At 69.9% G+C, this 25,148-nt stretch carries 25 protein-coding genes; 14 read left to right on the forward strand and 11 right to left on the reverse strand.

Annotation, left to right across the window (positions count from 1 at the left end; genetic code table 11):
* Positions 1–1,042 precede the first annotated feature (1,042 nt).
* The 4 genes from H7965_RS23805 to H7965_RS23825 all read right to left on the reverse strand — a co-directional run bounded on the left by H7965_RS23805 (position 1,043) and on the right by H7965_RS23825 (position 5,709).
* On the reverse strand, positions 1,043–1,423 hold the full coding sequence (locus H7965_RS23805) for a response regulator (protein ID WP_186773069.1): 381 nt from the start codon (positions 1,421–1,423) through the stop codon (positions 1,043–1,045).
* A 182-nt stretch (positions 1,424–1,605) separates the two neighbouring features.
* Positions 1,606–3,525, reverse strand: coding sequence for an MHYT domain-containing protein (locus tag H7965_RS23810; protein WP_186773070.1), 1,920 nt, complete (start codon positions 3,523–3,525; stop codon positions 1,606–1,608).
* 415 nt (positions 3,526–3,940) lie between these two features.
* Positions 3,941–4,315: a fluoride efflux transporter FluC gene (locus tag H7965_RS23820; protein ID WP_186773072.1), complete on the reverse strand. Its 375-nt coding sequence runs from the start codon at positions 4,313–4,315 to the stop codon at positions 3,941–3,943.
* The gene (locus tag H7965_RS23825; RefSeq protein ID WP_186773073.1) at positions 4,312–5,709 is read right to left on the reverse strand and encodes a replication-associated recombination protein A; all 1,398 of its coding nucleotides are present in this window, start codon (positions 5,707–5,709) and stop codon (positions 4,312–4,314) included. The genes H7965_RS23820 and H7965_RS23825 overlap by 4 nt, the downstream gene beginning before the upstream one ends.
* 108 nt (positions 5,710–5,817) lie before the next feature.
* Here H7965_RS23825 and H7965_RS23830 point away from each other — a divergent pair, with 108 nt between their 5' ends.
* From H7965_RS23830 to H7965_RS23840, 3 genes are all read left to right on the forward strand, one after another.
* Entirely contained in the window at positions 5,818–6,036 is a 219-nt protein-coding gene (locus H7965_RS23830; RefSeq protein ID WP_186773074.1) for a hypothetical protein, read from the forward strand.
* A gap of 327 nt (positions 6,037–6,363) precedes the next feature.
* A complete protein-coding gene (locus tag H7965_RS23835) occupies positions 6,364–7,785 on the forward strand; it encodes a DEAD/DEAH box helicase (RefSeq protein WP_186773075.1) in 1,422 nt (473 codons plus the stop codon).
* A gap of 158 nt (positions 7,786–7,943) precedes the next feature.
* Positions 7,944–8,222, forward strand: a complete 279-nt coding sequence (locus H7965_RS23840; protein WP_186773076.1) for a hypothetical protein — start codon at positions 7,944–7,946, stop codon at positions 8,220–8,222.
* Between the two features lie 17 nt (positions 8,223–8,239).
* On the opposite strand, the gene H7965_RS23845 is transcribed toward H7965_RS23840, so the two are convergent.
* Positions 8,240–9,535: an alpha-hydroxy acid oxidase gene (locus H7965_RS23845; protein ID WP_186773077.1), complete on the reverse strand. Its 1,296-nt coding sequence runs from the start codon at positions 9,533–9,535 to the stop codon at positions 8,240–8,242.
* A gap of 133 nt (positions 9,536–9,668) precedes the next feature.
* On the opposite strand from H7965_RS23845, the gene H7965_RS23850 reads away from it, so the two are divergent.
* The gene (locus H7965_RS23850; protein WP_186773078.1) at positions 9,669–10,283 is read left to right on the forward strand and encodes a hypothetical protein; all 615 of its coding nucleotides are present in this window, start codon (positions 9,669–9,671) and stop codon (positions 10,281–10,283) included.
* A 12-nt stretch (positions 10,284–10,295) separates the two neighbouring features.
* Here the strand turns inward: H7965_RS23850 and H7965_RS23855 are convergent, their stop codons facing one another.
* Positions 10,296–11,207 (reverse strand): LysR family transcriptional regulator, encoded by a 912-nt coding sequence (locus tag H7965_RS23855; RefSeq protein WP_186773079.1) that lies wholly within the window; start codon positions 11,205–11,207, stop codon positions 10,296–10,298.
* 97 nt (positions 11,208–11,304) lie between these two features.
* On the opposite strand from H7965_RS23855, the gene H7965_RS23860 reads away from it, so the two are divergent.
* Together H7965_RS23860 and H7965_RS23865 are read left to right on the forward strand one after the other, a co-directional pair.
* Entirely contained in the window at positions 11,305–11,877 is a 573-nt protein-coding gene (locus tag H7965_RS23860) for a pyridoxamine 5'-phosphate oxidase family protein (RefSeq protein WP_186773080.1), read from the forward strand.
* Positions 11,878–11,890: 13 nt separating this feature from the next.
* Positions 11,891–12,277 (forward strand): YkvA family protein, encoded by a 387-nt coding sequence (locus H7965_RS23865; protein ID WP_186773081.1) that lies wholly within the window; start codon positions 11,891–11,893, stop codon positions 12,275–12,277.
* Between the two features lie 51 nt (positions 12,278–12,328).
* Here H7965_RS23865 and H7965_RS23870 read toward each other — a convergent pair whose 3' ends face one another.
* The gene (locus H7965_RS23870; RefSeq protein ID WP_186773082.1) at positions 12,329–12,772 is read right to left on the reverse strand and encodes an acyl-CoA thioesterase; all 444 of its coding nucleotides are present in this window, start codon (positions 12,770–12,772) and stop codon (positions 12,329–12,331) included.
* 95 nt (positions 12,773–12,867) lie between these two features.
* Between H7965_RS23870 and H7965_RS23875 the strand changes: the two genes are divergently transcribed.
* The 4 genes from H7965_RS23875 to H7965_RS23890 all read left to right on the forward strand — a co-directional run bounded on the left by H7965_RS23875 (position 12,868) and on the right by H7965_RS23890 (position 17,174).
* Positions 12,868–13,830: a tripartite tricarboxylate transporter substrate binding protein gene (locus tag H7965_RS23875; protein ID WP_186773083.1), complete on the forward strand. Its 963-nt coding sequence runs from the start codon at positions 12,868–12,870 to the stop codon at positions 13,828–13,830.
* Between the two features lie 5 nt (positions 13,831–13,835).
* A complete protein-coding gene (locus tag H7965_RS23880) occupies positions 13,836–14,816 on the forward strand; it encodes a tripartite tricarboxylate transporter substrate binding protein (protein WP_186773084.1) in 981 nt (326 codons plus the stop codon).
* Between the two features lie 119 nt (positions 14,817–14,935).
* Positions 14,936–16,048: a bifunctional DNA-binding transcriptional regulator/O6-methylguanine-DNA methyltransferase Ada gene (gene ada / locus H7965_RS23885; RefSeq protein WP_315898707.1), complete on the forward strand. Its 1,113-nt coding sequence runs from the start codon at positions 14,936–14,938 to the stop codon at positions 16,046–16,048.
* A gap of 556 nt (positions 16,049–16,604) precedes the next feature.
* Positions 16,605–17,174 carry a Yip1 family protein gene (locus H7965_RS23890; RefSeq protein ID WP_186773085.1) on the forward strand — a complete coding sequence of 190 codons (570 nt, stop codon included), beginning with the start codon at positions 16,605–16,607 and terminating at the stop codon, positions 17,172–17,174.
* 27 nt (positions 17,175–17,201) lie between these two features.
* Here H7965_RS23890 and H7965_RS31245 read toward each other — a convergent pair whose 3' ends face one another.
* Positions 17,202–17,363 carry an SDR family oxidoreductase gene (locus tag H7965_RS31245; protein WP_229682657.1) on the reverse strand — a complete coding sequence of 54 codons (162 nt, stop codon included), beginning with the start codon at positions 17,361–17,363 and terminating at the stop codon, positions 17,202–17,204.
* Positions 17,364–17,579: 216 nt separating this feature from the next.
* On the opposite strand from H7965_RS31245, the gene H7965_RS23900 reads away from it, so the two are divergent.
* Positions 17,580–17,993, forward strand: a complete 414-nt coding sequence (locus H7965_RS23900; protein ID WP_229682658.1) for a YciI family protein — start codon at positions 17,580–17,582, stop codon at positions 17,991–17,993.
* A 61-nt stretch (positions 17,994–18,054) separates the two neighbouring features.
* Here the strand turns inward: H7965_RS23900 and pyk are convergent, their stop codons facing one another.
* On the reverse strand, positions 18,055–19,488 hold the full coding sequence (pyk, locus tag H7965_RS23905) for a pyruvate kinase (protein WP_222440778.1): 1,434 nt from the start codon (positions 19,486–19,488) through the stop codon (positions 18,055–18,057).
* 524 nt (positions 19,489–20,012) lie between these two features.
* Here pyk and H7965_RS23910 point away from each other — a divergent pair.
* Complete coding sequence (locus H7965_RS23910) at positions 20,013–21,950, forward strand: PHA/PHB synthase family protein (protein WP_186773089.1); 1,938 nt, start codon at positions 20,013–20,015, stop codon at positions 21,948–21,950.
* On the opposite strand, the gene H7965_RS23915 is transcribed toward H7965_RS23910, so the two are convergent.
* The gene (locus H7965_RS23915) at positions 21,932–23,287 is read right to left on the reverse strand and encodes an NAD(P)/FAD-dependent oxidoreductase (protein WP_229682659.1); all 1,356 of its coding nucleotides are present in this window, start codon (positions 23,285–23,287) and stop codon (positions 21,932–21,934) included. The genes H7965_RS23910 and H7965_RS23915 overlap by 19 nt on opposite strands.
* A gap of 318 nt (positions 23,288–23,605) precedes the next feature.
* Here H7965_RS23915 and H7965_RS23920 point away from each other — a divergent pair, with 318 nt between their 5' ends.
* The gene (locus H7965_RS23920; RefSeq protein ID WP_186773091.1) at positions 23,606–23,752 is read left to right on the forward strand and encodes a hypothetical protein; all 147 of its coding nucleotides are present in this window, start codon (positions 23,606–23,608) and stop codon (positions 23,750–23,752) included.
* 158 nt (positions 23,753–23,910) lie between these two features.
* On the opposite strand, the gene H7965_RS23925 is transcribed toward H7965_RS23920, so the two are convergent.
* Positions 23,911–24,147: a helix-turn-helix domain-containing protein gene (locus H7965_RS23925; protein WP_186773092.1), complete on the reverse strand. Its 237-nt coding sequence runs from the start codon at positions 24,145–24,147 to the stop codon at positions 23,911–23,913.
* A 345-nt stretch (positions 24,148–24,492) separates the two neighbouring features.
* Here H7965_RS23925 and H7965_RS23930 point away from each other — a divergent pair, with 345 nt between their 5' ends.
* Positions 24,493–24,852, forward strand: a complete 360-nt coding sequence (locus H7965_RS23930; protein WP_186773093.1) for an HPF/RaiA family ribosome-associated protein — start codon at positions 24,493–24,495, stop codon at positions 24,850–24,852.
* The last annotated feature ends 296 nt before the right edge of the window (positions 24,853–25,148 follow it).

Below are 25,148 nucleotides of genomic sequence, written 5' to 3' on the forward strand. Positions count from 1 at the left end.
CAGGCCACGGCCTGGGGCGTCTACATGCACGCCGAGGCGGGAAGGCGCCTTGCCCGGGCACATGGCCCACTGGGCTTCCTGGCCCGCGAGATCCCCGGCGAAATCCCACGCATCATGGCCAACCTGGGATCTCTCGAAGGAGAGGACCCTGATCGTCCTGAACAGTGACCGGTGATGATGACAGGGGCGGTACAACTTCCCTGGCTTTGATCGTCAGCCGCAGGTCCGCGGCCGCTTGGCGAAGGCGGTGGCGGTTAGCTCGGCCGGCTATCTACTCTGTCGCTCTTCGCAGGGCGTCCGCCCAAACCAAAGTCGAGCCGCCTCTGCCGCGTGTCCAGGCATACTTCGCCTCGCCCTGCAGCAGATGCGGCTGCCTGACTTGCGCTGAACCGCGGCTGGGCAGCAGCTTCTGCGCGGCGCATGACCGGCAAGTGGCTGCCGAACGGGCATCTTCCCTGCATTTTCCCGTGGAACAGGGAATGCCACGCGTCAGAGACGGGTTCGCTCCTGACCGCGCCCACAACCACGCAGTCACCGTGTTGCAGACGAGTCCCAGTCGCCGGCGCCTTTATGGGAAAGGCCGCCTTTCCGGCCTGACAGGCGAGGGTCTCGGCGGTACTGCACCGATGTGGCAGTCGAGCCGCCCTTCGAGGTGCCCGACACGCGCTGGGTGGCGTACCGCGAGATGCTGCGCGACCACGGTACTGAGCGAGGTTCCGAACACTGGGCGCGCCAGTGGAAGCCTCGACCAGATCCTCCACCCGGTATTCCACCGAGGAGTTCCGGGTGGCGCCTGAATCCCGCTGGTCGTGGCAAAGCAGCGGCAGCGGGCCGTCAGGCGCGGCATGGCGGCTGTCCTTGCCGGGACACCCAGCCTGGACGCTACTCCGCTCCGCCGCTGCGATCCACGAAATGGCCAAACCCGGGCTTGGTGCATAGGGCACCACGATCGTGAGGCCACGGAGCGCGCCCCTCCTGGTGTCAGCGCCTGCAGCCTCGATACCGGCGGCCGATACGCATGGCATCTGCGCCGTCGCCATGCCTACTCCTGCGTCGATCCGGCTTCTGTCAGGGCTCGACACAGAGCTGTCTCAAGTTGATCGAGATCGAATGGCTTGCGCAGGATAGGCCAGACGGAGCTACGGTAGGTCGTGTAGCCCGTAACGAAGATTACCTTGAGGTCGGGCCGAATTGACGAGGCACGCTCCACGAGCGACGGACCATCGAGTCCGGGCATCCGGACATCCGTAACGACGATCTCGATTTCGGGACGTGCTTCGACAAGCCTGAGGGCCTGCACGCCATCTCCAGCCTCGAACACCGTCATGTCGAGCGACGCGCAGTGCTCCGCCAAAATCTCCAGAATCATCGGCTCATCGTCCGCGACGAGGACAACTCGCCCAGCGAGCACGCGGTTGTCCATTTCCCCGGACGGCCTTCGATGACCGCCAGCTCGGCCAGGCTGTCCTTCATCGGCTGCTGTGGGCTGCTGGCAGCCACCCAGTCGCATGGGGAAGCGTGACGCGGATGAGGCCATCGCTGCGGGCCTCGCCATGGCCGAAGCTTGCCGCCTGAAGCTGACTGTTGCCGGCCGCTTGTGCGCCTTCATGCGACCCGCGCCTCCGAAGACGGAGACTGGCGGTGGGGCTCGATGGCCGGTACGCGCGGCAGCCAGACAGTCACCCGGGTGCCTTCGCCTGGGCGGCTACTGATCGTGGCCATACCCCCTGACTGATGGGCAAATCCGTAGACCTGTGAAAGACCCAGGCCCGAACCGTGGCCTACCTCCTTGGTGGTGAAGAATGGCTCGAAGGCACGTGCGGCCACGTCCTCGGTCATCCCAACGCCGGTGTCGGTCACGGACACCGCGACGTAGTCGCCTGCGGCGAGGCTGCTGTGCATGTCGGCCGGCAACGCCTCGGCCATGACGTTTTCGGCCCTGATGGTCAGAATGCCCCCGTCGGGCATGGCGTCCCGGGCATTGATGGCAAGATTCAGCAGAGCCGCCTGCAGTTCGCCCGCGTCGGCCAGCGCAGGCCAGAGCCCCGGCTCGATCTTCGTCTGTATGCGTATGGTGCCGCCGAGGGTGCGAGAAAGTACATTGTCGGCTATGTCTGGCAGCATTACTCCAAGCTCGATCGGCACGGCCTCAAGAGGCTGCTCTCGCGCAAAGGCGAGAAGGCGGCCCGTGACATCCCCACCTCGGCGAACGGCCTCCATGGCGCTGCGAACGAAGCGCAGAAGCATCGGATCGGAGGTCCGGCGTGCAAGCAGCTGCAAATTCCCCGAGGCCACCATCAGGAGGTTGTTGAAATCATGTGCCACGCCTCCGGTGAGCTGGCCCATTGCCTCGAGGCGCTGCGCGCGCCGTAGTGCCTGTTCGGCCTGCGTCCGCGCGGTGACGTCCTGGAACGCTGCAATGACGAGTTCCGCCCTGCCATCATTGTCGCACAATGGGGTGGCGCTCACCTCAAGATGCGAAATGGATTTGTCTCCCCGCCTGTAGAGGAGAGGTTCGCGGTCGACCCTCTCGCTGCTGAGCACAGCCCGCGCCAGCGGATACTCGTCAGCGGCCAGGGGCCGACCATCCGGATGGACGCCGCCGAAGCTTGCAGGGTAGGCACGCCAATTGGGCGTGTGCTCCAGCGCATGCCCCAGGACCCGCGTTGCCTCCGGGTTCGAGAAGACGATCTCGCCAGAGGTGGCGTCCGCGACAATGACGCCAACCGGCATTTGGTCGAGAATGGCGCGCAACCGCTCGCCACTATGACGCAGGGCCTCTGCCTCGCGCGACGCAATGAGTTCGAGGCGCCGGTCGAACATTGCTGCGGTCAGGGCGAGGGACAGCAGAAGCAGGGTGCAGGCAGCGACGCCAAGCGCCATCGCTTGTACCGGGATACCGGGCGCATCGCCGTGCCCCGCGTGGGGCGCTGCTTCAAAGGACACAGCAAACATCGCTGTGTAATGCATCCCCGCAATCGCAAGACCGAGGACCACCGCACTGACTGCGCGCACCGATCCGGACCGGTCGCTGAGGGCGAGTAGGAGCGCCAGGGTTGATGCACCGACAGCGATCGCGCCGGAGGCCACGACCAGCAGGAAGTCGTAGGACGCGATGGCGGCAAGCCGCATTGCGGCCATCCCGACGTAGTGCATGAGGCAGATGCCGAGCCCCATGGTGAGGCCAGCCAACCCGATCCGCCATGGTCCCGGTTTCGCCTTGGCGCTCGCGGCGGCGAAGCCGGCGGCGGTCGCGGCGACGGCCAACAGGAGGGAAAGGACCGTCGTGCCTGTGTCGTAGCGCACTTCGACGTCGAGGTTGTAGGCCAGCATGGCAACGAAATGCATTGACCAGATCGACGCGCCGGTCGCCGCAGCCGCACCGGCAAGCCACCAGCGCCGCACCGCCCCCGAGTTGGCCCGCACGCGCCGTAGAAGGTCCAGCGCGGTCCATGAGCCCAGGATGGCGATAAGAACGGAAAGCGAAACGAGGGTCGGGTCGTGCGTTCCGTGGAGGCTATGCATGCCGGCGGGTACCAATCCAGATATGGTGGTAAAGTCGACAGAAACTACCACCTTGGCGTGTAGTGGTTCCTCAACAACCAAGGAGCAGGATGTATCGGTAGTCGGGTTAACAGCCCATGAGCGAACTGTACAGGCGTTCACCGGCGTCGGCGTGCGGCATTCAGCGCTTCTAAAGTTCCAGAAGCGGAAGGTGCCGACATTGGAGATCCATGAGATCCGATGCTTCCTGGCTATCTGTCAGGCACGAAATCTTAGCCGCGCGACCACCCTCTGCAATGTTATCCAGCCAGCGCCGCTTCACGCGGTCCAGGAGATGGAAGGCGAATTTGGTGGTCCGCCTTTCGCCCGTGCGCGCGGCAAGGCCACCTCACCGGGCTTGGCCAGCCGACTGCAGCCGATTCCTTGTTTCCCCTTCCTATCCTCGCCGGAACAGCGTGTAGCAGACTGCGCAGGCGGCGAAGCCCAGCACTAGGCTGGCGCCGACATAGAGCGCCGCGAGCATCGGTGAGCGCTGCAGCAACAACTCGGTCTCCAGGCTGAAGGCGCTGAAGGTGGTGAAGCCGCCAAGACAGCCGGTGATGAGGAACGAACGCGCCTCCTGCGGCAGCGGCAGTGCGCCGAGCATGCCGATCGCCGCGCTGCCGATCACGTTCACCGCCAGCGTGCCCCATGGGAAATGTGTGCCGAACCACAGCACCCCCTGCACCGCGACCAGATAGCGCAGCACCGAGCCGACCGCCCCACCAAGCCCCACCAACGCCAGCGCCAGTGGCGAGACGGCGCCGCTCAACCCCGGGATTTCCTGGCCCTGAGCGTCGCCCACTCCGTCAGGCGTTCCTTCACCGCCGCCTCGGCGCCACGGCCGGCCGGGCGGTAGAAGGCGCGGCGGGGCATGCCCTCGGGGAAGTAGTCCTGGCCGGAGAAGGCGTCCTCCGCATCATGGTCATAGGCATAGCCGTGGCCGTAGCCGAGCTCCTGCATCAGCTTGGTCGGCGCGTTCAGAATATGCTTCGGCGGCATCAGGCTGCCGGTCTCCTTCGCCGCCCGCTGCGCCTCGCCCCAGGCGAGGTAGACGGCGTTCGATTTCGGTGCGGTGCCGAGATGGACAACAAGCTGCGCCAGCGCCAGCTCACCCTCCGGGCTGCCGAGCCGCTCATAGGTTTCCCAGGCGGCGATCGCCAGCGGCAGGGCGCGGGGGTCGGCCATGCCGACATCCTCGGCGGCGAAGCGGGTGAGGCGGCGGGCGATGTAGCGCGGGTCCTCGCCGCCCTGCAGCATCCGCGCGAACCAGTAGAGCGCCGCATCGGGGTCGGAGCCGCGCAACGATTTATGGAGCGCCGAGATGAGGTTGTAATGCTCCTCCCGGTCCTTGTCGTAGAGCGCGGCGCGCTTCGCCAGCAGCTCGGCCAGCGCCTCCGGCGTCAGCGGCGGGGTGGCCTCGGGCAGGGCGAGCAACTGCTCGGCGAGGTTCAGCAGGTAGCGGCCGTCGCCATCCGCCATGGCGCGCAGGGTGGCGCGGGCGGCCGGGGTCAGCGGCAGGGGACGGCCGGGCACATCCTCCCGTGGCGCCTCGGCGCGGGCCAGCAGCTGCTCCAGCGCCGCATCGTCGAGGCGCTTCAGCACCAGTACCTGACAGCGCGAGAGCAGCGCGCCGTTCAGCGCGAAGCTCGGGTTCTCGGTGGTGGCGCCGACCAGCGTCACCGTGCCGTCCTCGACCACCGGCAGGAAGCCATCCTGCTGGGCGCGGTTGAAGCGGTGGATCTCATCGACGAAGAGCAGCGTGCCCGGACCCGCCCGCCGGCGCTGCCTGGCCTCGTCAAAGGCCCGCTTGAGGTCGGCGACGCCGGAGAACACCGCCGAGAGCGAGACGAAGACCAGACCGGCACGCTCGGCGATCAGCCGGGCGATGGTGGTCTTGCCGACCCCGGGCGGACCCCAGAGGATCATCGAAGCGAGGCTGCCACGCGCCAGCATGCCGGTCAGCGCGCCCTCCGGCCCGACCAGCTGATCCTGACCGACCACCGCCTCCAGCGTCTGCGGGCGCAGCCGGTCGGCGAGCGGGCGTGGCCCGGCCGGCGGCTCCGCGCGCGGCGGTGGCGGCGGGGCGGCATCGCCGAAGAGGTCGGCGGGGGTGGCGCCGCCGCCGGGTGGCAAGGCGGCGGAGGTGGGGCGGCGGGCGGCCATGCCGCGAGTATAGGGCGGGTGGCGGGTCTGGGCGAAGCGGCGGCGGTGCCCTTGCCACCTTGGGGCAAGGCGGGCGTTTGCCCGGACATGACCTTGATCGCTTCACAAATGGCCTTTCTGCTGCTGGCGCTGCTCGCGGGCCTCGTTGTCAGGCTGGCGGCGCTGCGGGCGCAGCTGCCGGGGTTGGTTGCGCTCAACCTCGGGGCGCTGGTGTTCCTCGGGCAATGCGGCGTCCTCGCGCTGCTGGCGGCCTGTGGCGTGGCCACACCGATGGCGCAGGCCACGGCGCTCGGCGTCGGCGTCGCGGCCAGTTGGGCACCTGGGTAGCCAGACCTCGGCGGTTCCCCAGGCAACCCACAGGATTGCACGCTGATGCGGCCCGCCGCGCCGATGGTGCTTGCTTTCGCAGCTGCGAAGGCGCATGTCAGCGTCGTCGGCGGTGGCAAGCCCCGACGGTGCCCCGGCCGCGTGAGCGGCCCCCGCGGCAGGCCCCGGACCGGATGCAACATCCGCACGGCCGCCCCGGTGGATCGAACTGTCGGGCCACACGACGTTCTCTCCCGGATCGACCCAGCCACGCGGGGTCTCCATCTGAAACCCGCGGTGGCCCGCCCTGGCTGCGATGGACGCCGTGTGACTGGGATTTAGCATTCAGTGACTCTCTTCAACGAACTCGGCCTCGCCGCGCCCCTGCTGCGCGCGCTGGACGAGGCTGGCTACACCGCCCCGACCCCGATCCAGGCCAAGGCCATCCCCGTGGTGCTGGAAGGCCGTGACCTGCTGGGCATTGCCCAGACCGGCACCGGCAAGACCGCTGCCTTCGCCCTGCCCATCCTGCACCGCCTCCAGGCCAAGGGCGGCCGCCCGCCGCGCGGTGGCTGCCGGGTGCTGGTGCTGTCGCCGACCCGCGAGCTCGCCTCGCAGATCGCCGAGAGCTTCCGGACCTATGGCACCTATCTCGGCCTCAACGTCGCGGTGGTGTTCGGCGGCGTGCCGCATGGCCCGCAGCGCCGTGCCCTCTCGGCCGGCGTCGACATCGTGGTGGCGACCCCGGGCCGGCTGCAGGACCACCTGGACGCCGGCACCGCCCGGCTCGACAAGGTTGAGGTGCTGGTGCTGGATGAGGCCGACCAGATGCTCGACCAGGGCTTCCTGCCGGCCATCCGCCGCCTGGTGAAGGCGGTGCCGCGCGACCGCCAGACGCTGTTCTTCTCCGCCACCATGCCGACCGAGATCGGCCGCCTGGCCGGTGAGATGCTGCAGGAGCCGGCGCGGGTCGAGGTGGCGCCGGTCGCCACCACCGCCGAGCGCGTGGCGCAGCGCGTGCTGCATGTGGAGCAGGGCCGCAAGCGCATCCTGCTGGCCGAACTGCTGCGTGGCGAGGGCGTCGGCCGCACCCTGGTCTTCACCCGCACCAAGCACGGCGCCGATCGGGTGGTGAAGCAGCTTGAGCAGGACGGCCTGGCCGCCAACGCCATCCATGGCAACAAGAGCCAGGGCCAGCGCGAGCGTGCCCTGGCCGAGTTCAAGGCCGGGACCGCCCCGGTCATGGTCGCCACCGACATCGCCGCCCGCGGCATCGATGTCGATGGAGTGACCCATGTGGTGCAGTACGACCTGCCGGAAGTGCCGGAAACCTACGTCCACCGCATCGGCCGCACCGCCCGTGCGGGCGCGAGCGGCGAGGCGGTGGCGCTGGTCTGCGCCGATGACCTGGAGAAGCTCTGGGCGATCGAGAAGCTGATCCGGCAGAAGGTGCCGGATGCGGATATGCGCGAGGACAAGAGCGGCTCCCTGACCAAGGCGCCGCCCTCCGCGCCGCGCCAGCAGCGCGGCGGGGGCGGATACGGCCGCGGGCGCGGTGGGCCCGGCGGCGGCGGGTCGCGCCATGGGCAGGGCCAGGGCGCGCGGCCGCCGCAGCAGGGTCAGCGCCCGGCACAGCACGGCCAGCGGCAGGGCGAGGGCGGCGGCGAGGGCCGGCGCCGGGCTCCGGCGGCCGAGGCGCCGCGGCGGGATCGTAGCTGGCGGGAGGGTGATTTCCGGGACACGGCACCGGCGGCGACGCGCGGGCGCTGACAGGGACGGGAGCTTCGCCTCCGGGAGTCCCTGGCAGAGGGCGCTGCCCTCTGCACTTCCACCGGGGCCAAGGTTCGGCCCCGGACCCCGCCGGGAGAGCTTGGCGCAGCCGGACGCCGCTCCCTGCGTTGACCTGGCGACAGCCAGGGAAGCATCCGATGCGCCAGACCATTCTGCAGCGTGATTCCGCCGAGCGCCTGACGCTTCGCACCGACGACTACGGCACCACCGGCACCGGTGCCGACGGCCAGATCGTCGAGGAGCACGGTACCGATCGTCATGCCGAGATCCTGGCTCGCTGGCAGGCCGAGGGATGGCGGATCGCCGCGGACGAGAACATCCGCCCGGAGCATGCCGCCCCATCCGATGGTGGCACCTCTGGCATCGCCGATGCACCGGGCCCGGCGGGCACCGTGACGGACGGCGAGTCAAGCTGACGCGTGCCGCGATGGCGCTACCCGGCCCGGCGGCGCGGCACCTCATTCCCCGAAGCATTGCCTTCCGGGTCGAAGCGCATTGCCCCCGGATGCAGCACTGTCGCCGCCGCCGCCGCCGCCACCGAGAGCACGCCCGCCTGGCCGAAGGTGCCGCGGATCTCCTCGGCAAAGGCGGCCGTCGCATGCTCGCCGCCGGCCGCGCCGAGCGCCGCCACCGAATAGGCGAAGGCCCGCCCGGCGAAGCAGAAATCCGCCCCCACCGCCAGGGTCCGCAGCACGTCGAGGCCGGAGCGGATGGAGCCGTCGTACAGCACCTTCGCCCGCCCGCCGACCGCCGCGGCGATGGCCGGCACGCTGTCGATCGAGGCCGGCGCCGCATCGAATTGCCGGCCGCCGTGGTTGGAGACCCAGATGCCATCCACCCCCAGCGCCACCGCCCGCTCGGCATCCGCCGGGTGCTGGATGCCTTTCAGCGCCATCGCCCGCGGCCAGATGTCACGGAACCGGGCGATGTCGTCCCAGGTGACGCCGGTGGTCATGTTCTTCTGCACGAAGGCCGCCAGCTCGCCGATCGAGGCGGTCTCGCCGACGTATTTGCGCATGTTCTCGAAGCGCGGCTGGCCCTTGTTCAGCATCTCCAGCGCCCAGAAGGGCGCGCGGGCGATGTCGAACACCGTGCGCGGCCGGTAGCGGAACGGCACCACCAGCCCGTTGCGCACGTCATGCACCCGCTTCTGCCGCGTCGGCACATCGAGCGTGACCACCAGCGCATGCGCCCCCACCGCCTCCGCCCGGCGGATCAGGTCGATCGAAAGCCGGTGGTTCTCCGCCGGCAGGCCGTAGAGCTGGAACCAGAAGCTGTCCGGCGCGATCTCCGCCAGCCGTTCCATGCCGACATTGGCGACGGTGGAGGAGACATAGGGAATGCGCGCCTTCTGCGCGGACGCCGCGAGGATCGCATCCATCTGCGGCCAGACCATGCCGATGTTGCCCATCGGCGCGACCCCGACCGGCGCCGCATACTCCCGCCCGAACAGCGTGGTGGCGATGGAGACCTGCGAGACGTCCAGCGCGTAGCGCGGCACGATTCGCACCGCATCCATTGCCGCCCGGTTGTGCGCCACATTTGGTGCCCCGTCGCCGACGCCACCGGCGACGAAATCATAGGCGAAGCGGGCGACCCGCCACTTCGCCCGGCGCTGCAGGTCGCCGAAGCCGGGGAAGCGGCGGCGCAGGCGGGCGGCGGGGGTTTCGGTCGCGCCGGCCCCCCAGCCGGAAGGCGTGCCGGTGTTGCCGGTGCTGCTGCCGCTCATGCATATTCCCCCCAATCGATGCGGGGCGAGTATGCACCCTATGGTGCCGGCGCAAAGCCGGTCAGGTCGCGCCGATTTTATGCAGACGGCAGCGCCGCCCCTTCCCATCTGTCCGCCGGAGGAATGCATTGCCATGGCCACTCGTCCCATTGCGCGCCGCACTGTGGTTCTCGCCAGCCTTGCCCTGGCGGGGTGCGTCGCTGCCGGTAACGTGCCGCCCGGCGGCTACGCCACGCTGCCGGCCGATGCGGTGGTCGGCGCCGGCGACCCGACACGCGCGGCGATCATCAACACCGCCTATGTCTTCGGTAATCCGGCCAGTGTCGCCGGCCGGCCCGACGCCGCGGCGCGCGCCGTCGCCAATTTCGAATATCTCGCGGTGGAACTGCCCTACGGCCCGCGCTGGCGCGGATTCTCGCCGCTGGTCGCGACCGAGTTCGCGCAAGGCCAGGCGGAGTTGCGACCGGCCATCGGCATCGCCCCGAATGCGCCAGCCCAGCCGGTGGTGGACGCGCTCTTCGCCGCCTCCCGCGCCCTGCAGGCCGGTGACCGGGCGGCGGCGGAGCGCATCCTGTCCTCGCCGATCTTCCCCGCCGGGGGCGCGGCCACGCTGCAGCGCTTGGCCGCCTTGCCCATGCTGCCGCGGGCGAATGCGGCGACCTCCCTGGCCGCGTCCGAGATGGACCGGCAGGACCGCCAGCAGCAGGACCGGGGTGGCGGCGCGGGCGGCGGTGGCGGCCGGAGCTGAAGCCTAGGGCCGCTATCCTTCCTGCACCACCGCCAGCGCCGCCAGCCGTGGCGCGGCGAAATCGAGGAAGGCACGCACCCGCGGCGGCAGCAGCCGGGCGGAGGGCACCACCAGCGAAACCGGCTGCGGCGGCGGCTCCCAGCCCCGCAGCAGCCGCACCAGCCTGCCGTCGGCGAAGCCCGCGGCAGCCTGGTAGGACAGCGCCCGGACAATCCCGCGGCCGTCGATCGCCGCCTCCACCGCTGCTTCCGCTTGGTTGACCGCGAATCGTGGCGTGACCCGCACCGTCTGCATCGCCCCCGCCGCGGTGGCGAAGCGCCATTCCGGCACCGGCGCGCCTGGGGCGCCGAAATGGATCACCGCATGCCCCGCCAGCGCCGCCGGGCCGTCCGGCGTGCCATGCCGGGCGAGGTAGCCGGGGCTGGCCGCCAGCACCCGCCGCACCCAGCCGACCCGCCGCGCGACCAGCGAGGCTTCCTCCAGCGGCCCGATCCGCACCGCCACGTCGATCTCCTCCTCCAGCAGGTCGGCGTTGCGGTCGGCCAGGGTCAACTCGGCGGAGACCAGCGGCTGGGTGTCGAGGAAGGCGGAGACCAGTGGCGCGACGTGCAGCCGGCCGAACACCAGCGGCGCCGCCACCCGCAGTCGGCCGCGCGGCGCCGTGGCTTCGCCCGCCGCCATGGCCATCGCCGCCTCGTAATCGGCGATCAGTTGACGCGCCTGGACCGCCAGGCGGCGCCCTGCCTCGGTCGGGTGGCTGCGACGGGTGCTGCGGTCGAGCAGCCGGACCCCGAGCCGCCCCTCCAGCCCGCCCAGCGCCCGGGTGACCGCCGGCGGCGAATGGCCAAGCCGCCGCCCGGCCGCGGCCAGCGATCCGGTGTCGAGGATGGCGAGGAACAGGCGCAACTCATCCAGCCGGTCCATTCTTCCGATTCCGGGAATGCCATCTTGCCAATTCACCGTCTTCTTGCGACGTGGCGCAAGCCTCAGAGTCCCGCCACGGACTGGACAGGAGGAGTCAATGGGGCGGCATTTCGCCGAAATCGCCTTCACCCCGGCGGTGCAGGCCGAGCAGGCGGCGCTCGGCTCGCGGACGCATTACGCCAGGATGGCGGAGCAGGGGCGGGAGGATAGCCGGCTCTCGGCCCAGGAAGCCGGCTTCGTCCATGAGCGGGACAGCTTCTACATGGCAACCGTCTCGGCCACCGGCTGGCCCTATCTGCAGCATCGTGGCGGGCCGCCCGGCTTCGTCCGGGTGCTGGATGCCGAAACGCTCGGCTTCGCCGACCTCACCGGCAACCGCCAGCATGTCTCGGTCGGCAATCTGGCGGGGAACGACCGCGTGGCGCTATTCTTCATGGACCACGCCAACCGCCGCCGGCTGAAGCTGCTGGGCCATGCGCGGGTGGTGCGGGATGATCCGGCGCTGCTGGCGCGGCTGACGCCGGCCGGGGCGGAGCGGCTGGTGGAAAGCGCGATGCTGGTCCGGGTGGCGGGGTTCGAGTGGAACTGCCCGCAGCACATCACCCCGCGCTTCACCGCCGAGGAATGGGCGATGATCCAGGCGAGTGCCGGCCGGGCCGTGCCCGGCTGAACCGGGAGGTCGCATGGCATCATGGCTGGCCAGGGCCCGCGGCTGGGCCCGCGGCATCCGGCGCGACGTGGGCGCCCTGTGGCTGGCCGCGCGCGATCCGCGGGTGCCCTGGGCCGCGAAGCTGGTGGCCGCGGCGGTCGCTGCCTATGCGCTCTCGCCGATCGACCTGATCCCGGATGTCGTGCCGGTGCTCGGCTATCTTGATGATCTGGTCATCGTCCCGCTCGGCATCCTCCTCGCCGTACGGCTTGTCCCGGCGCCGCTGATGGCGGAGTTCCGCGCCGCGGCGGCAGGCGAGGGGCGTCCGGTCAGTCGGGCGGGGATGGCGATGGTGCTGGGTGCCTGGGTCACCGCCGCGGCGCTGCTGCTCTGGTGGTTCTGGCCGCGCGACGCGGTGTGACGGCCGATGTGGGGAGGCGGTGCCCGTGCTCGGGCCGGGCGATGATCCGCCTTATCCCTCTTCCTTCGCCCCCTCGGCGATCAGCCGCGCCCGGATCGCCGGGCTCAGCGGCACCTTCTCCCCGGTGCTTGGCACCGCCGAGACCAGCACCGCCCGGCTGCTGAACACCAGCCCCTGCTTCCAGACGGCATAGTCATGGGTGAAGCTGGTCCGCCGCAGCGTGGCGGGGCGCAGCGTCACTGCCACCTCATCGTCGAAGGCGACGGAGCGCAGGTAGCGCGCCTCCATCTGCGCCACCAGCGGGCCCGGCTGGTCAAGGGCGAAGCGGCCGCCGATCGCCAGCCAGTGCGAGACGCGCAGATCCTCGGCCAGCAGCAGATAGGCGGCGTTGTTGGCATGGGCGAATTGGTCGCATTCCGACCAGCGGATGCGGTGGCGGCGAACCATCGCCCAACCGCCCTCGATCCCGAACTCCGCCCGCTCCGCCTCGGTCATCACCGTCTCCTGCCTTGCGCTACGCCCCCCGCCTATCGCACCCTTCGGAAAATTCCCATCGGGCAAACCCCGGGGAAAAGGGAGGAACGAGGCTGATGCCGTCACGCCGCGGCCTGCTTGCCGCACCGCTTGGCCTGTTGGCCGCGCCCGCCCTGGCGCAGGCCGCCTGGCCGAATGCCCGGCCGATCGAAGTCTTCGTGCCGTTTCCCGCCGGCGGCGGCGTCGATACCATGGTGCGTGGCATATTGGCGCATGTCGCGCCCCGGTTGCCCGGCGCCCGCTTCGTCGTCACCAACCGTGCCGGCGCCGGCGGCCAACTGGGGTTCGAGGCGAATTTCAACGCCGCGCCGGATGGCTACACCCTGGGCGCCGCCACCAATACGGCGATGAATGCCATCAGCATCGAGCGCACGCCGCGCTACCGCCCGGCCGAGTTCACCTACATCGCCAATGTGGTGGACGACCCGGCCGGCTTCTGGGTCCATCCCGAAAGCCCGTGGAAGAGCCTCGCCGACCTTGCCGCCGCGGCGAAGCGGGAGCCGGACTCCTTCGGCGTCGGCACCGCCGGGGTCGGCTCGGATGACCACATCCTGCAGATCGCCTTCGAGGAAGCCGCCGGGGTGCGGCTGATCCACATCCCCTACAACGGCACCACGCCCACCTTGCGCGACCTGCTCGGCGGCCGGCTGCCGATCGGCAGCTTCAACATGGGGGAAGGTGTGCCGCTGCTGCGCGAGGGTCGCATCCGCTGCCTCGGCCAGGCCGGGCCGCGGCGATGGGCGGCGGCGGCCGAGGTGCCGACGTTCCGCGAGCAGGGCTTCGACATCCTTGGCGGCAGTTCCCGCGGCATCGCCGGCCCGCCCGGCATTCCGGCGCCGATTCGCGCCGCGCTGGAGGAGGCCTTCCGCTCCGCCCTGACCGACCCCGGCTTCGTCGCCGAGGCGGCGCGGCTGAACCTGCCGCTCCGCCCGCTGATCGGCGCCGAATACGCCGCGGCGATGGCGGCCGATCTGGCTTCACTGCGGGCGCTATGGGGGCGCCGGCCCTGGAAGGAATAACGCCGATGAAGCGTCGCCTGCTGCTGGCCGCCACGATTGCGGCTCCCGCCCTGGCCGGTGGGAAGGCTTTCGCCCAGGACACCGCGGGCTGGCCGAATGAACGGCCGATCGAGGTCATCGTGCCGGTGCCGCCGGGCGGCGGGCTCGACACCATGGCGCGGCTGCTGATTCCTCATCTGCTGACGCAGCTTGGACCCGCGGCCCGCGCCGTGGTGGTGAACCGGCCCGGCGCCGGCTCGCAGATCGGGACCGAGGCGGTGTTCAACGCCGCGCCCGATGGCTACACTCTGGGCGCCATCAGCTGCCCCTCCCTGCCGGCGATGCACATCGAGCGGCCGGTGCGCTACCGCACCATGGAATTCGCCTGGCTGGCGAATGTGGTGGACGACCCGAATGCCTTCTTCGTGCGTGCCGACTCGCCGCTGAAGTCCTTGGCTGATCTGACCGCTGCGGCGAAGGCGCGGCCCGGCATGCCGAACTACGGCACCACCGGAATCGGCAGCGACGACCATATCGCCATGCTGAGTTTCGAGGGTCAGATGGGGATCCCGGCCATGGTGCATGTGCCGTTCAACGGTACCGCGCCGGCGATCCAGGCGCTGCTCGGCGGGCATCTGGAACTCCTGGTCGGCAATGTCAGCGAGCAGCTGGTGATGATGCGGGAGGGGCGGGTGCGTGCGCTCGGCGCCGCCGCGCCGGCCCGGCTGCCGCTGGCGCCGAATGTGCCGACCTTCCGCGAGCAGGGGGTCGACCTGGTCAACAGCGCCTCCCGTGGCTTCGTCTCCGGGCCGGGCCTGCCGCCGGCGATCGTCAAGCGCTACGAGGCGGCCTTCGCCACCGCCGTCGCCGACCCCGGCTTCCAGCGGGAGGCGGAGCGGGTCGGCATGCCGCTACGGCCGCTGATCGGCGGCGCCTATGCCTCGATGATCGCCGAGATGGACGCCGGGCTGCGGGCGCTGTGGCAGCGCAAGCCCTGGAAGGAGTGACCGGGGCGGGGCAAGGACCCAGGGTGGAGTCGGGGGCGTCGTCCCCCGATCCATGCCTTTGATTTCCCAGAAGAATACCTAGTACCTTATAGCGCGGCAACGGCCGGATGGCAGTAGGCATGGCCACGCCCCATTCTGTCGGCATGCGCGACACATCCTCCCTCGCCCTTGCGGCGACCCCCGACCCGGATACCGATCGCTGGGCAGCGGTGCTGGCCCGCGATCCGTCCCCCGAATGCGGCACCTTCCTCTATGCGGTGACCACCCAGGGGGTGTTCTGCCGCCCCGGTTGCCCCGCTCGGCCGCCGCTCCGCCGCAACACCCGCTTCTTCGACGATGCCACAGCGGCGGAGGCGGCCGGCTTCCGCGCCTGCCGGCGCTGCGATCCGAAAGGCGAGCGGGCGGCGATCCATGCCGCCGCCATCCGGGCCGCCTGTGACCTGATCGAGGTCAGCGAAGCCGTGCCGAGCCTTGCCGCCCTGGCCGACCGCGCCGGCTATGCCCGGCACCATTTCCTCCGGCTGTTCAAGGAGATCACCGGCGTGACCCCGCATTCCTATGCGCAATCCGTCCGCGCCCGGCGTTTGCAGGCGGCGCTTTCGGCCGGTGACCGAGTCGCCGAAGCCGTAGCCGGCGCCGGCTACGGCAGCGAGAGCCGGGTCTATGGCGCCCCCGGCCAGGTGCTCGGCATGACCCCGGGCACCGCCCGCCGCGGCGGCGAGGGCGAGACCATCCGCACCGCCACCGCCGACAGTGCGCTCGGCCCGCTGATGGTCGGGGCGACGGAGAAGGGCATCTGCTTCATCGGTTTCGCCGAGGATTTCGCGTCGCTGGAAGGCGATCTGCGGCAGCGCTTCCCGAAGGCACGCGTCGAGCCGGCGCCGGAGGTGCTGGCCGAGGCAGTGCGGCAGGTGGCGGCGTTCCTCGACGAGCCGAAGGCGGCGCTTGCCCTACCACTGGACCTGCGCGGCACGGCGTTCCAGCGCCGGGTGTGGGAGGCGTTGCAGGCCATCCCCTTCGGCGAGACCCGCAGCTATGGCGAGATGGCGCGGGCGATCGGCGCGCCGAAGGCCATCAGGGCGGTGGCCCGGGCCTGCGCGCAGAACCACGTCTCGCTGGCGGTGCCCTGCCACCGGGTGGTCGGCGCCGATGGCGACCTCACCGGCTATCGCTGGGGTCTCGCCCGCAAGCGGGTGCTGCTGGCCAAGGAGCGCGCCGGGCGCGGCGGCTGAGAAGGCGAGGATCTTCCCCCTGCCTCCATCATGCACGGGCTCGACCCGTGCATCTGGGCCGCCGCGGCGGGATGGCCGGGTCAGGCCCAGCCAGGACGGTGAGGCGGGGGTAATGGCGCTGCCGATAAGCCTGGCGGCGTTCCCCAGATTGCCCCCGGCGTCACCAGCGCGTCCACCCGGTCCTGGCGCAGCGCCTCCTCCGGCCGGTTGATAATCGGCTCCTCATGCAGGTTGAAGGATGTGGTGATCGCCTTTGGCAGCCGGCTCGCCGCCTCACCGCCGGCGACTTGGTCAGTCTGCCATCCCGCAGCAGCCGCGCGCTGTAGTACACCCGGTCGCCGCCGCCATCGGCGATGTGAGCAGCGCGGCATCTGGGTCATGCGCCTGGTGGCGGCCGAGGATCAGTATGTTGCAAGGCCGGGCGGCGCCCCGCGGCGTCAGCGCAACAAGATGCGAGGCACGTCGCACTCCTGACGCGAATCACCCGGTGCGCAATATTGCGCCATGAGATGGGACCGCGCAGCATCGCGGCAACCCATCCCGGGAGTGAAAGCGTATGGATATCGTCGCACGTGCCAAGGGCCTGATCATGCGGCCAGCCGAGGAATGGCGCATCATCGCCGCCGAGCCGGCCGACACCAAGGGGCTGTTCACCGGATATGCGATGCCGGTGTCGGCGATTCCGGCAGTGGCAGGGTTCATCGGCGCGGCGCTTTTCGCCGGTATGCTCGGAGGCGCGCTCGGCGTGCAGATCGGCGTCCTTGCGCTGCTGCTGCACGCGATCGCCGGCTACGTGCTTGGCCTCGCCGGCGTCTGGATCTGGGGCAAGATCATCGAGGCGCTGGCGCCGCGTTTCGGCGGGGTGGCGGATGAGGCCACGGCGATGAAGCTGGCGGTCTACTCGCCGACCGCCGCCTGGCTGGCGGGCGGCTTCGCCATCCTGCCGCCGCTCGCCATCCTGGGCATCTTCGGGCTCTACAGCCTGTACATCTTCTGGAAGGGCGTGCCGGTGGTGCTGCGGCTGCCCGCCGACAAGGTGCTGCCCTTCACCGCGACGGTCATCGTCGTCGGCATCGCGGTCAATATCGTGGTCGGGATGTTCGCCGCGCTGTTCTTGCGGTTTTGATACTTGCGGCCCTGAACCTAGCAGGGTTCAGGGCTGCTGGCATCGCAGGCTGAAGCCGCCATCAACGCCGAGGGCGGCGCCGGTGATGAAACCAGCCTCCGGCCCCGCCAGGAAGGCAGCGGCCACCGCCACCTCCTCCGGGCTGGCCTGGCGGCCGAGCACCGTGGCACCGCGCCTTGCCTTGGCCATCAGGCGTCCCCGCGGTTCATCTCGGTGGCCACCGTGACACGGGAAACGGCGGTCGCCGCCGACCGGGCAAGGCTGGCGGCGGGCGACCACGTTCCGGAGCCTCCGACCCATTTGCGCAGAAAATCGCAGCGGGCTGTCGATTCCGCCGCAGGTTGTTCGTCGTAGCAACGGGGCCATGCGGCCTCGGTGGAGCAGAGGAGCGAAACGATGCGTGTCATGGTGCTGGTGAAGGCGACGAAGGACAGCGAAGCGGGGCTGATGCTCTCGGCCGAACTCCTGGAGGCCATGGGCAGGTACAATGAGGAGCTCGTCAATGCCGGCATCCTGCTGGCGGGCGAAGGTCTGCATCCCTCCGCGAAGGGCAAGCGCGTGGCCTTCGATGGCCCCGGCCGCACCGTGATCGACGGTCCCTTCGCCGCGACCGGCGAGTTGGTCGCCGGATTCTGGCTCTGGCAGGTCAAGGACATGGCCGAGGCGGTCGAGTGGGTGAAGCGCTGCCCCAATCCAATGACCGGCCCGAGCGAGATCGAGATCCGGCCGCTCTTCGAAACGGCTGATTTCGGCGATGCCATGACACCGAAGCTCATGGAACAGGAAGACCGGATCCGCGAGAAGACGACCGGCCGCTGAGGTCCGTGGGCCGCTGCCGCGGCCCATGCCAAGGGGCTTCCCGCCCCCTCCCGCGGCTGCGTCACCTCACCGTCGTCACCCGCAACGAATTGGTCATCCCCGGCGTGCCGAAGGGCACCCCGGCGGTCACCACCAACTCCTGTCCCCGCTGCGCGACGCCTTCCTGCAGCGCCGCACGGACGGCGCGGCTGACCATCTCGGACATCGAGTGGATCTCGCTGACCACCAGCGAATGCACGCCCCAGACCACGGCCAGCCGCCGCGCCGTCGCCTCCGAAGGGGTCAGGCCGAGGATCGGTGCCTCCGGCCGGTCGCGGGCGACGCGGAAGGTGGTGCTGCCGGTGGAGGTGAAGGTGGCGATGGCCTGCGCCTTGATCGTATGCGCCACCTGGACGGCGGCGGCGGAGATGGCGCCGGCGCTGTTCGGCTCGGGCGGCGGCCGCGCCGCATCGGTCAGCGCCCGCCAGCCGGGGTCCTGCTCCACCCGGGCGACGATGCGGTCCATCATGTTCACCGCCTCATAGGGGTATTGCCCGGCGGCGGTCTCGGCCGAGAGCATCACCGCATCGGCGCCGTCGAACACCGCGGTCGCCACGTCCGAGGCCTCGGCGCGGGTGGGGGAGGGGGCGCCGATCATGCTCTCCAGCATCTGGGTGGCGACCACCACCGGCTTGCCGGCGAGGCGGGCGGCACGGACGATGTGCCTCTGGATCAGCGGCACCTCCTCCGGCGGGCATTCCACCCCAAGGTCGCCGCGCGCCACCATGATGCAATCGGTCAGCGCGATGATCGCATCGAGGTTCGCCACCGCCTGTGGCTTCTCCATCTTCACCATGATCAGCGCCCGGCCGGCGGCGATCGCCTGGGCCTCGGCCACATCCTCCGGCCGCTGGACAAAGCTGAGCCCGACGTATTCGATGCCGAGCGGCAGGACGAAATCGAGATCCTCGCGGTCCTTGGCGGTAAGGGCCGGGATCGGCAGCGCCACATCCGGCACGTTGACGCCCTTGCGGTCCGACAGCGGGCCGCCGACGACGATCTCGGTCTCCAGATGGTCGCCGCGCACCCGGGTGACGCGCAGCCGCAGCTTGCCATCGTCGAGCAGCAGGGAGGTGCCGATCTGCGCCGCACCGATGATCTCCGGGTGCGGCAGCTGCACCCGGCGGACATCGCCGGGTGTCGGGTTCAGGTCGAGGCGGAAGGGCTGGCCGGCCTGCAGCTGCACCCGGCCACCCTGGAAGCGGCCGACCCGCAGCTTCGGCCCCTGGACATCGGCGAGGATGCCGATGGGACGACCGACCCTGGCCTCCACGTCGCGGATGATGGCGATGCGCTCGGCATGGTCGGCGTGCGAGCCGTGGCTGAAGTTGAGGCGGAAGACATCGGCGCCGGCGCGGTGCAGCCGTTCGATCATCTCCGGCGTGCTGCTGGCCGGGCCAAGGGTGGCGACGATCTTGGTGCGGCGACGGCGGCGCAGCGGGATGCGGGTTGCCATGCGGGGTATCCCTTGCGGCGGCGGGTACAGGTCAGGGCGGAGCTGATGCGGCGGCAGGCCGAGCAGCACAGAGAGTTCGGCGACGCGATCCGCCGGGACGCGTTGCCACTGGGACACCGCGGCGGGGGAGATGCCGAGGCCGCTGGCGATGCGGGTGACGGTGCCGCGGCGGCCCAGTAGATCTTCGAGGAGCGGATCGCGCATGGTCGTAGCTTATAGAATTTAAGCGAAGCGCGTCCTGCTTAATGTTTGCGGGGTGGTAGGTAAATATTAAGCGGGCGACGACCGCCCGCGCGAATCTCCTTGGTCTCGCTGCGCAGCGTCGGCCGAGCATCGGCGTGCAGGCTGCATCCCGCCGGAGATCCAGGGCCGTACAGCACGATGGTGCACGCTGCCCGGCCGAAACGGCCAACCGGATTGGGCGACGCGCGTTCTCGCGCCGCAGCGCTTCCTATCCCGCCGGCCTCGGCGCGAAGGATGGCTGGGCCATGACATGGGCGCTGCCAGGAGGGGAGGAAGAGGCCATGGAGAAGCCAGTGCCGAGCCCCGAGCAGGATCCGGCCCGGAAAGCCTCCGCTCCGCTCGGTCTGCTGGACGCCTGGACGGCATGGGCGGAGAGTTTGTCGAACGCCGGCCGCGACCGGGACGGCGCCGCGCATTGGTGGCTGGCACCTGAGGATCTCACCGAGCGGCTGCTCGCGCAGGGCGCGCAGCACCTCAGCGAGGCGCTGGCGAAGGACCCGCTGCTGCACGCTGTCGATCGGATGTGGAACGCGAATCCGCTGCACGACATTGTGCCGGTCGATTGGGCGGAAGTCGTCCGGTCCTTGCGCCTTCTCTGGCTCCGTTCGCTCGGGCGACCCGCAGCCACCATGACGGCCGCCACCGAGTTGAACCTGGAATTGTGGCGCATGGCGCTGGAGACCTGGAATGATGCGGCCAGACGTTGGTGGGGCCATGCGGACCAAAGCCCCGCCGGGCCGGGGCCGGGCAGCGCCGACAAGCGCTTCACCGCGCCGGAATGGGTTGCCCACCCGGCCTACCGGACGCTGAAGGAGGCGTATCTGCTCGCCTCGGACTGGCTGCTCCGCCAGGGCAGCGCGGCGGCCGACGGGATGGATGCGGCGGAGCGCCGTCGCCTCGATTTCCATCTTCGCCAATTCGTCGAGGCGATGAGCCCGACGCTGTTGCTGGCCAGCAACCCCGTAGCGCTCCGCCGTGCCATGGAAACCGGCGGCGCGAGCCTGGCGCAAGGCGCGCGCAACCTGCTCGCTGATCTGGAGGCAGGCAGGCTGAGCATGGTGGATGCGGCGGCCTTCGCGCCGGGGCGGAACCTGGCGCTCACACCGGGCAAGGTCGTCCACCGTAACGCCCTGATGGAGCTCATCCAGTACGCGCCGGCGACGGAGACCGTGCACAAGGTGCCGCTGCTGATCCTGCCGCCCTGGATCAACAAGTACTACATCCTCGACATGCAGCCGAAGAACAGCCTGGTGCGGCATCTGGTGGCGCAGGGCTTCACCGTCTTCGTCGTGTCCTGGAAGAACCCCGATGTCGCGATGGAGGGGATCCGCTTCGAGGACTACATGGACCTCGGCCCGCTCGCGGCAAGCGAGGTGGCGCGGGAGATCACCGGCAGCAGGGCGGTGAACGTCATGGGCTACTGCATTGGCGGCACGCTGCTGGCTATGACCCTGGCCTGGCTGGCCGCCAGGAGGGATCGACGCTTCCGTGCCGCCACCTTCATGGTCTCGCTGCTGGACTTCTCGCGCGTCGGCGACACGGCGGTGTTCCTCGAGGAGCCGGCGATCGACCTGATCGAGCAGCAGATGATGCAGCGCGGTTATCTCGACAGCCGCGAGATGTCCAACATGTTCAACCTGCTGCGCCCGACCGACCTGATCTGGTCGAATGTGGTGAACAACTACCTGCTCGGCGAGAAGCCGCCGGCCTTCGACCTGCTCTACTGGAACAGTGACGGCACCCGCATGGCCCGCGCCGCGCATAGCTGGTACCTGCGCAACACCTATGCCGAGAACAACCTCATCGTGCCGGGCAAGGTGCGGCTGAAGGACGAGATGCTCGACCTCGGGCGCATCGGCCTCGACACTTACGCGGTCGGCGCGGAGCGGGATCACATCGTGCCATGGGACGCCGCCTGGCGCATCACCCAGCTGTTCGGCGGCAAGGTGCGCTACGTGCTGGCGTCAAGCGGGCATATAGCCGGCATCATCAACCCGCCGGGCGGCAAGGGCAGCTACTGGACCAATGAGGCCGATGCGTCGCCGGCCACGCCGGAGGCATGGCGGCACGGTGCCACGCGCCACGATGGCAGCTGGTGGCCCGATTGGACGGCATGGCTGGCCCCGCGCTCCGGTGCGCGGGTGAAGCCCCCCGGCATGGGCAGCGCAATACATCCGGTACTGGATGATGCACCCGGGCGCTATGTGCTGGAGAGGTGAATGCGCGTCCCATCGGAGCCGTCCGCCGGTGTATCGCGGTTCTCCGGCGGCTGAGCAACCGAGGCGTGGCCCGGCACCCGCGCCGCATTGCCGCCGCGCGGCTCGCGCCCGGTGATCAGCCGGGCACCACGCTGGAAGGTCAGGTAGCTCCAGAGCCATTCGAAGGAGACGACGATCCGGCTACGGAAGCCGATCAGGTACCACACATGGGCGATGCCCCAGAACCACCAGCCGATCAGCCCGGTGAGGCGGATCCCGTCGAGCGCCACGACGGCGGAGCGCCGGCCAATGGTGGCAAGGTCGCCGTGGTGCCGATAGGCGAAGGCCGCAGGCGCCGGCCGCCCTGCCGCCCGGGCCGCCAGCAGCCGGCCGACATACCGGCCCATCTGCTTGGCCGCCGGTGCGGTGCCCGGGACCGCCTTGCCCTTGGCGTCCTTGGTCGCGGCCAGGTCGCCCACCGCGTAGACTCCGTCCATGCCGTGCACCGATAGATCCGGTCCCACCTGGATGCGGCCGGCCCGGTCGCGCTCGGCGCCGATCCAGGCCCCGGCTGGCGAGGCGACGACCCCTGCGGCCCAGACGATGGTGCCGGCGGGAATTCGCTCCTCGCCGCATTCGACACCGCTGGTGGTGCAGGCCGTCACCCGCGTATCGGTCAGCACCTGCACCGCCATGGCTTCCAGCGAGCGCCGGGCGATGGCGCCGAGTTCCTCCGGGAAGGTCGGCAGCACGCGCGGCCCGGCCTCCACCAGCACCACCCGCGCCGCGGCGGGATCGATGCGGCGGAACTCCCGCGGCATGGCGTGGCGGGCCAGCTCGACCATGGCGCCGGCCAGCTCGACGCCGGTCGGGCCGGCACCGACGACGACGAAGGTCAGCAGGCGGCGGCGCTCCGCCGCATCCTCGGTGACCTCCGCCAGCTCGAAGGCAAGCAGCAGGCGGCGGCGGATGTCGGTCGCATCCTCGATGGTCTTGAGGCCGGGCGCGACCGGGGCCCATTCGTCATGGCCGAAGTAGGAATGCGAGGCGCCGGTTGCCAGCACCAGCGCGTCATAGGGGATCGCCAGCGCGTCGCCGGCCTGGACCATCCGCGCCTTGGCATCGATGCCGGTCACCTCGGCCAACACGGTCCTGAGGTTGCGCTGGCGGCGGAAGATGGTGCGGATCGGCCAGGCGATGTCGCCCGGCGAAAGGGCGGCGGTCGCCACCTGATAGAGCAGCGGCTGGAACAGATGATGATTGTGGCGATCCACCAGGGTGATCTCGACTGGCGCGCCGGCCATTGCCCTGGCCGCTTCCAGCCCACCGAAGCCGGCGCCGAGGATGACCACGCGCATGGGCCGCGTGCCTGTTCCGTGCTGCGTCATGCGCCGCTCTCCAGATTTGTCGTCGCATAGCGGCTAACTGCCAGGGCCGGTCGGCGTTGCCGCGGCGGCCGGTTCCGGCCGCGGCATGGGCCGTGCGGCCTTCCCACCATCGCGAGGCCCGCTTGCTATGCATGCCTGAGAAGCAGGCAGTGCAGGCATTGCACGGTCAGAATCGCTTGGGTTATCTTCCCGGAATGCCCATTTCCTGAGCGTTGAAAGACGCGGAGTTGCAAGCCGGAGCGCATTGGGCACCACGGCCGGCAGGCTCCTCAGGAGATTAGAGCGATGATGTCCGTAGTCATGGGCCTGCTGGGCTTCGCCGCCAGCGTTGCGCTGGTGGTCTGGGGCGCCAGGGTCCGCCGCGACATGGACCAGGGTGAGTTTCTGCTCGGTACCAGGCTGATGCCGGCCGGTGCCGCGCGGGAAGTGAGCTGACGACCTTCGTGGCGTGAGCCGGGTACTGGAACGGCGGCAGGAAGGGCGGGATCTCCCGCCCTTTTTTGTGCGCTCAGGATGATGTCCGAGGTCCCGGCAACACCGCGCCGTGGTCTTTTGGAAAGGCCCCAATACCGGCGGTTGCTGATCGTGACCGGTCAACCGCCCTCGATCGCCGGGCTTCGCATCATGGGCGACAGGCGCCGCGCGTCGGTGCCGCCGGTGACCTCGATACGGTTCTGGCGAGAGTGGATCAGCCCCGCCTTCTGCAACGCGCCCGCCAGGACGGTGATGCCGGCACGGCGGACGCCGAGTACCATTGCAAGAAGTTCGTGGGTCATCGGGAATTCGCCGCCATCGGCCCTTGCAGGCCTCGGTCCGCGCCGTCCGGCCATGATGCACCAGCGTGTAGCGGAGCAGCAACGATTGCAGCGCTGGGTCGCTGCCCGTTTCCCACCGCAGCGCCTCCGCGCCCAGCCTCATTGTCGTGGCGGGGCATTGAACCCGCGCCGGAAGGCCTCGGCGGATGAGGATCTGCATGGGCGCTAGGCCTCACCTCGTGCCGGTGCGAAGCCGCACGTCTTGGTGCGTGGCCACGGTCGGTGCCGTTCTGGCGAAGGGATGGGTTTGCGGACCGAACCGCCGGCGATCCGGAGTTGTGCGAGGCAACGCGGCCCGCGTGACGGCGTTCGACCGGTGGAAACACCGGTGCCCTTCGCGCCGGGTGAGGAGAGACCCGAATGCAGCCTTCCGGCGACACCGCGGCCGACAGCCCCAGCATCGCCATCCATGGCCACCAGATGGATGTCGGCGATGCACTGCGGCAGCATGTGACCGAACGACTCACCAGCATCTCGTCCAAGTACCTGGGTGCGGAGGATATGACGGCGCGGTTCTCCCGCACCGGGAATGGCGGTTTTGCCTGTTCGGTGCGCGTGCATGCCGGACGCGACCTGTTCTTTGACGGCTCCGCCGAGGCGGCCGAGGCGCCGATCGCCTTCAACCAGGCGCTGGAGCACGTCGCGAAGCAGCTTCGCCGGCGCAAGCGTGCGCTGCGCGAGGACAAGCCGGTGAATCCCAACAAGCAGGGCCTGCTCTAGCGCGCCGGAGCTGACGTTCAGGAAAGGTCAGAAGCCGGTATCCATACCGGGTAGCCAGGTTGGTGGCCCGAGCCTCTCTGATGTTCGTCGGCGAGGGTTGGGGCACCAGATGCCTCGGAATAAGCCGGAGCTGCAATCGCTTTCTGGCAGCCCGGCATCCGGCATGACCGGGTGCCGTCGCGGGATGTGTTGGAAATGGCCGTGGCTATCTCCGGCGTGGTGACGGTATCGCGTCAGGCGGCGAGGTCAATCGTGCTCTTGGCAGGCGGCTGACCGAGGCTCTGCCAGCCATCGAC

Source organism: Siccirubricoccus deserti, from assembly GCF_014283215.1.
GTDB lineage: Bacteria > Pseudomonadota > Alphaproteobacteria > Acetobacterales > Acetobacteraceae > Siccirubricoccus > Siccirubricoccus deserti.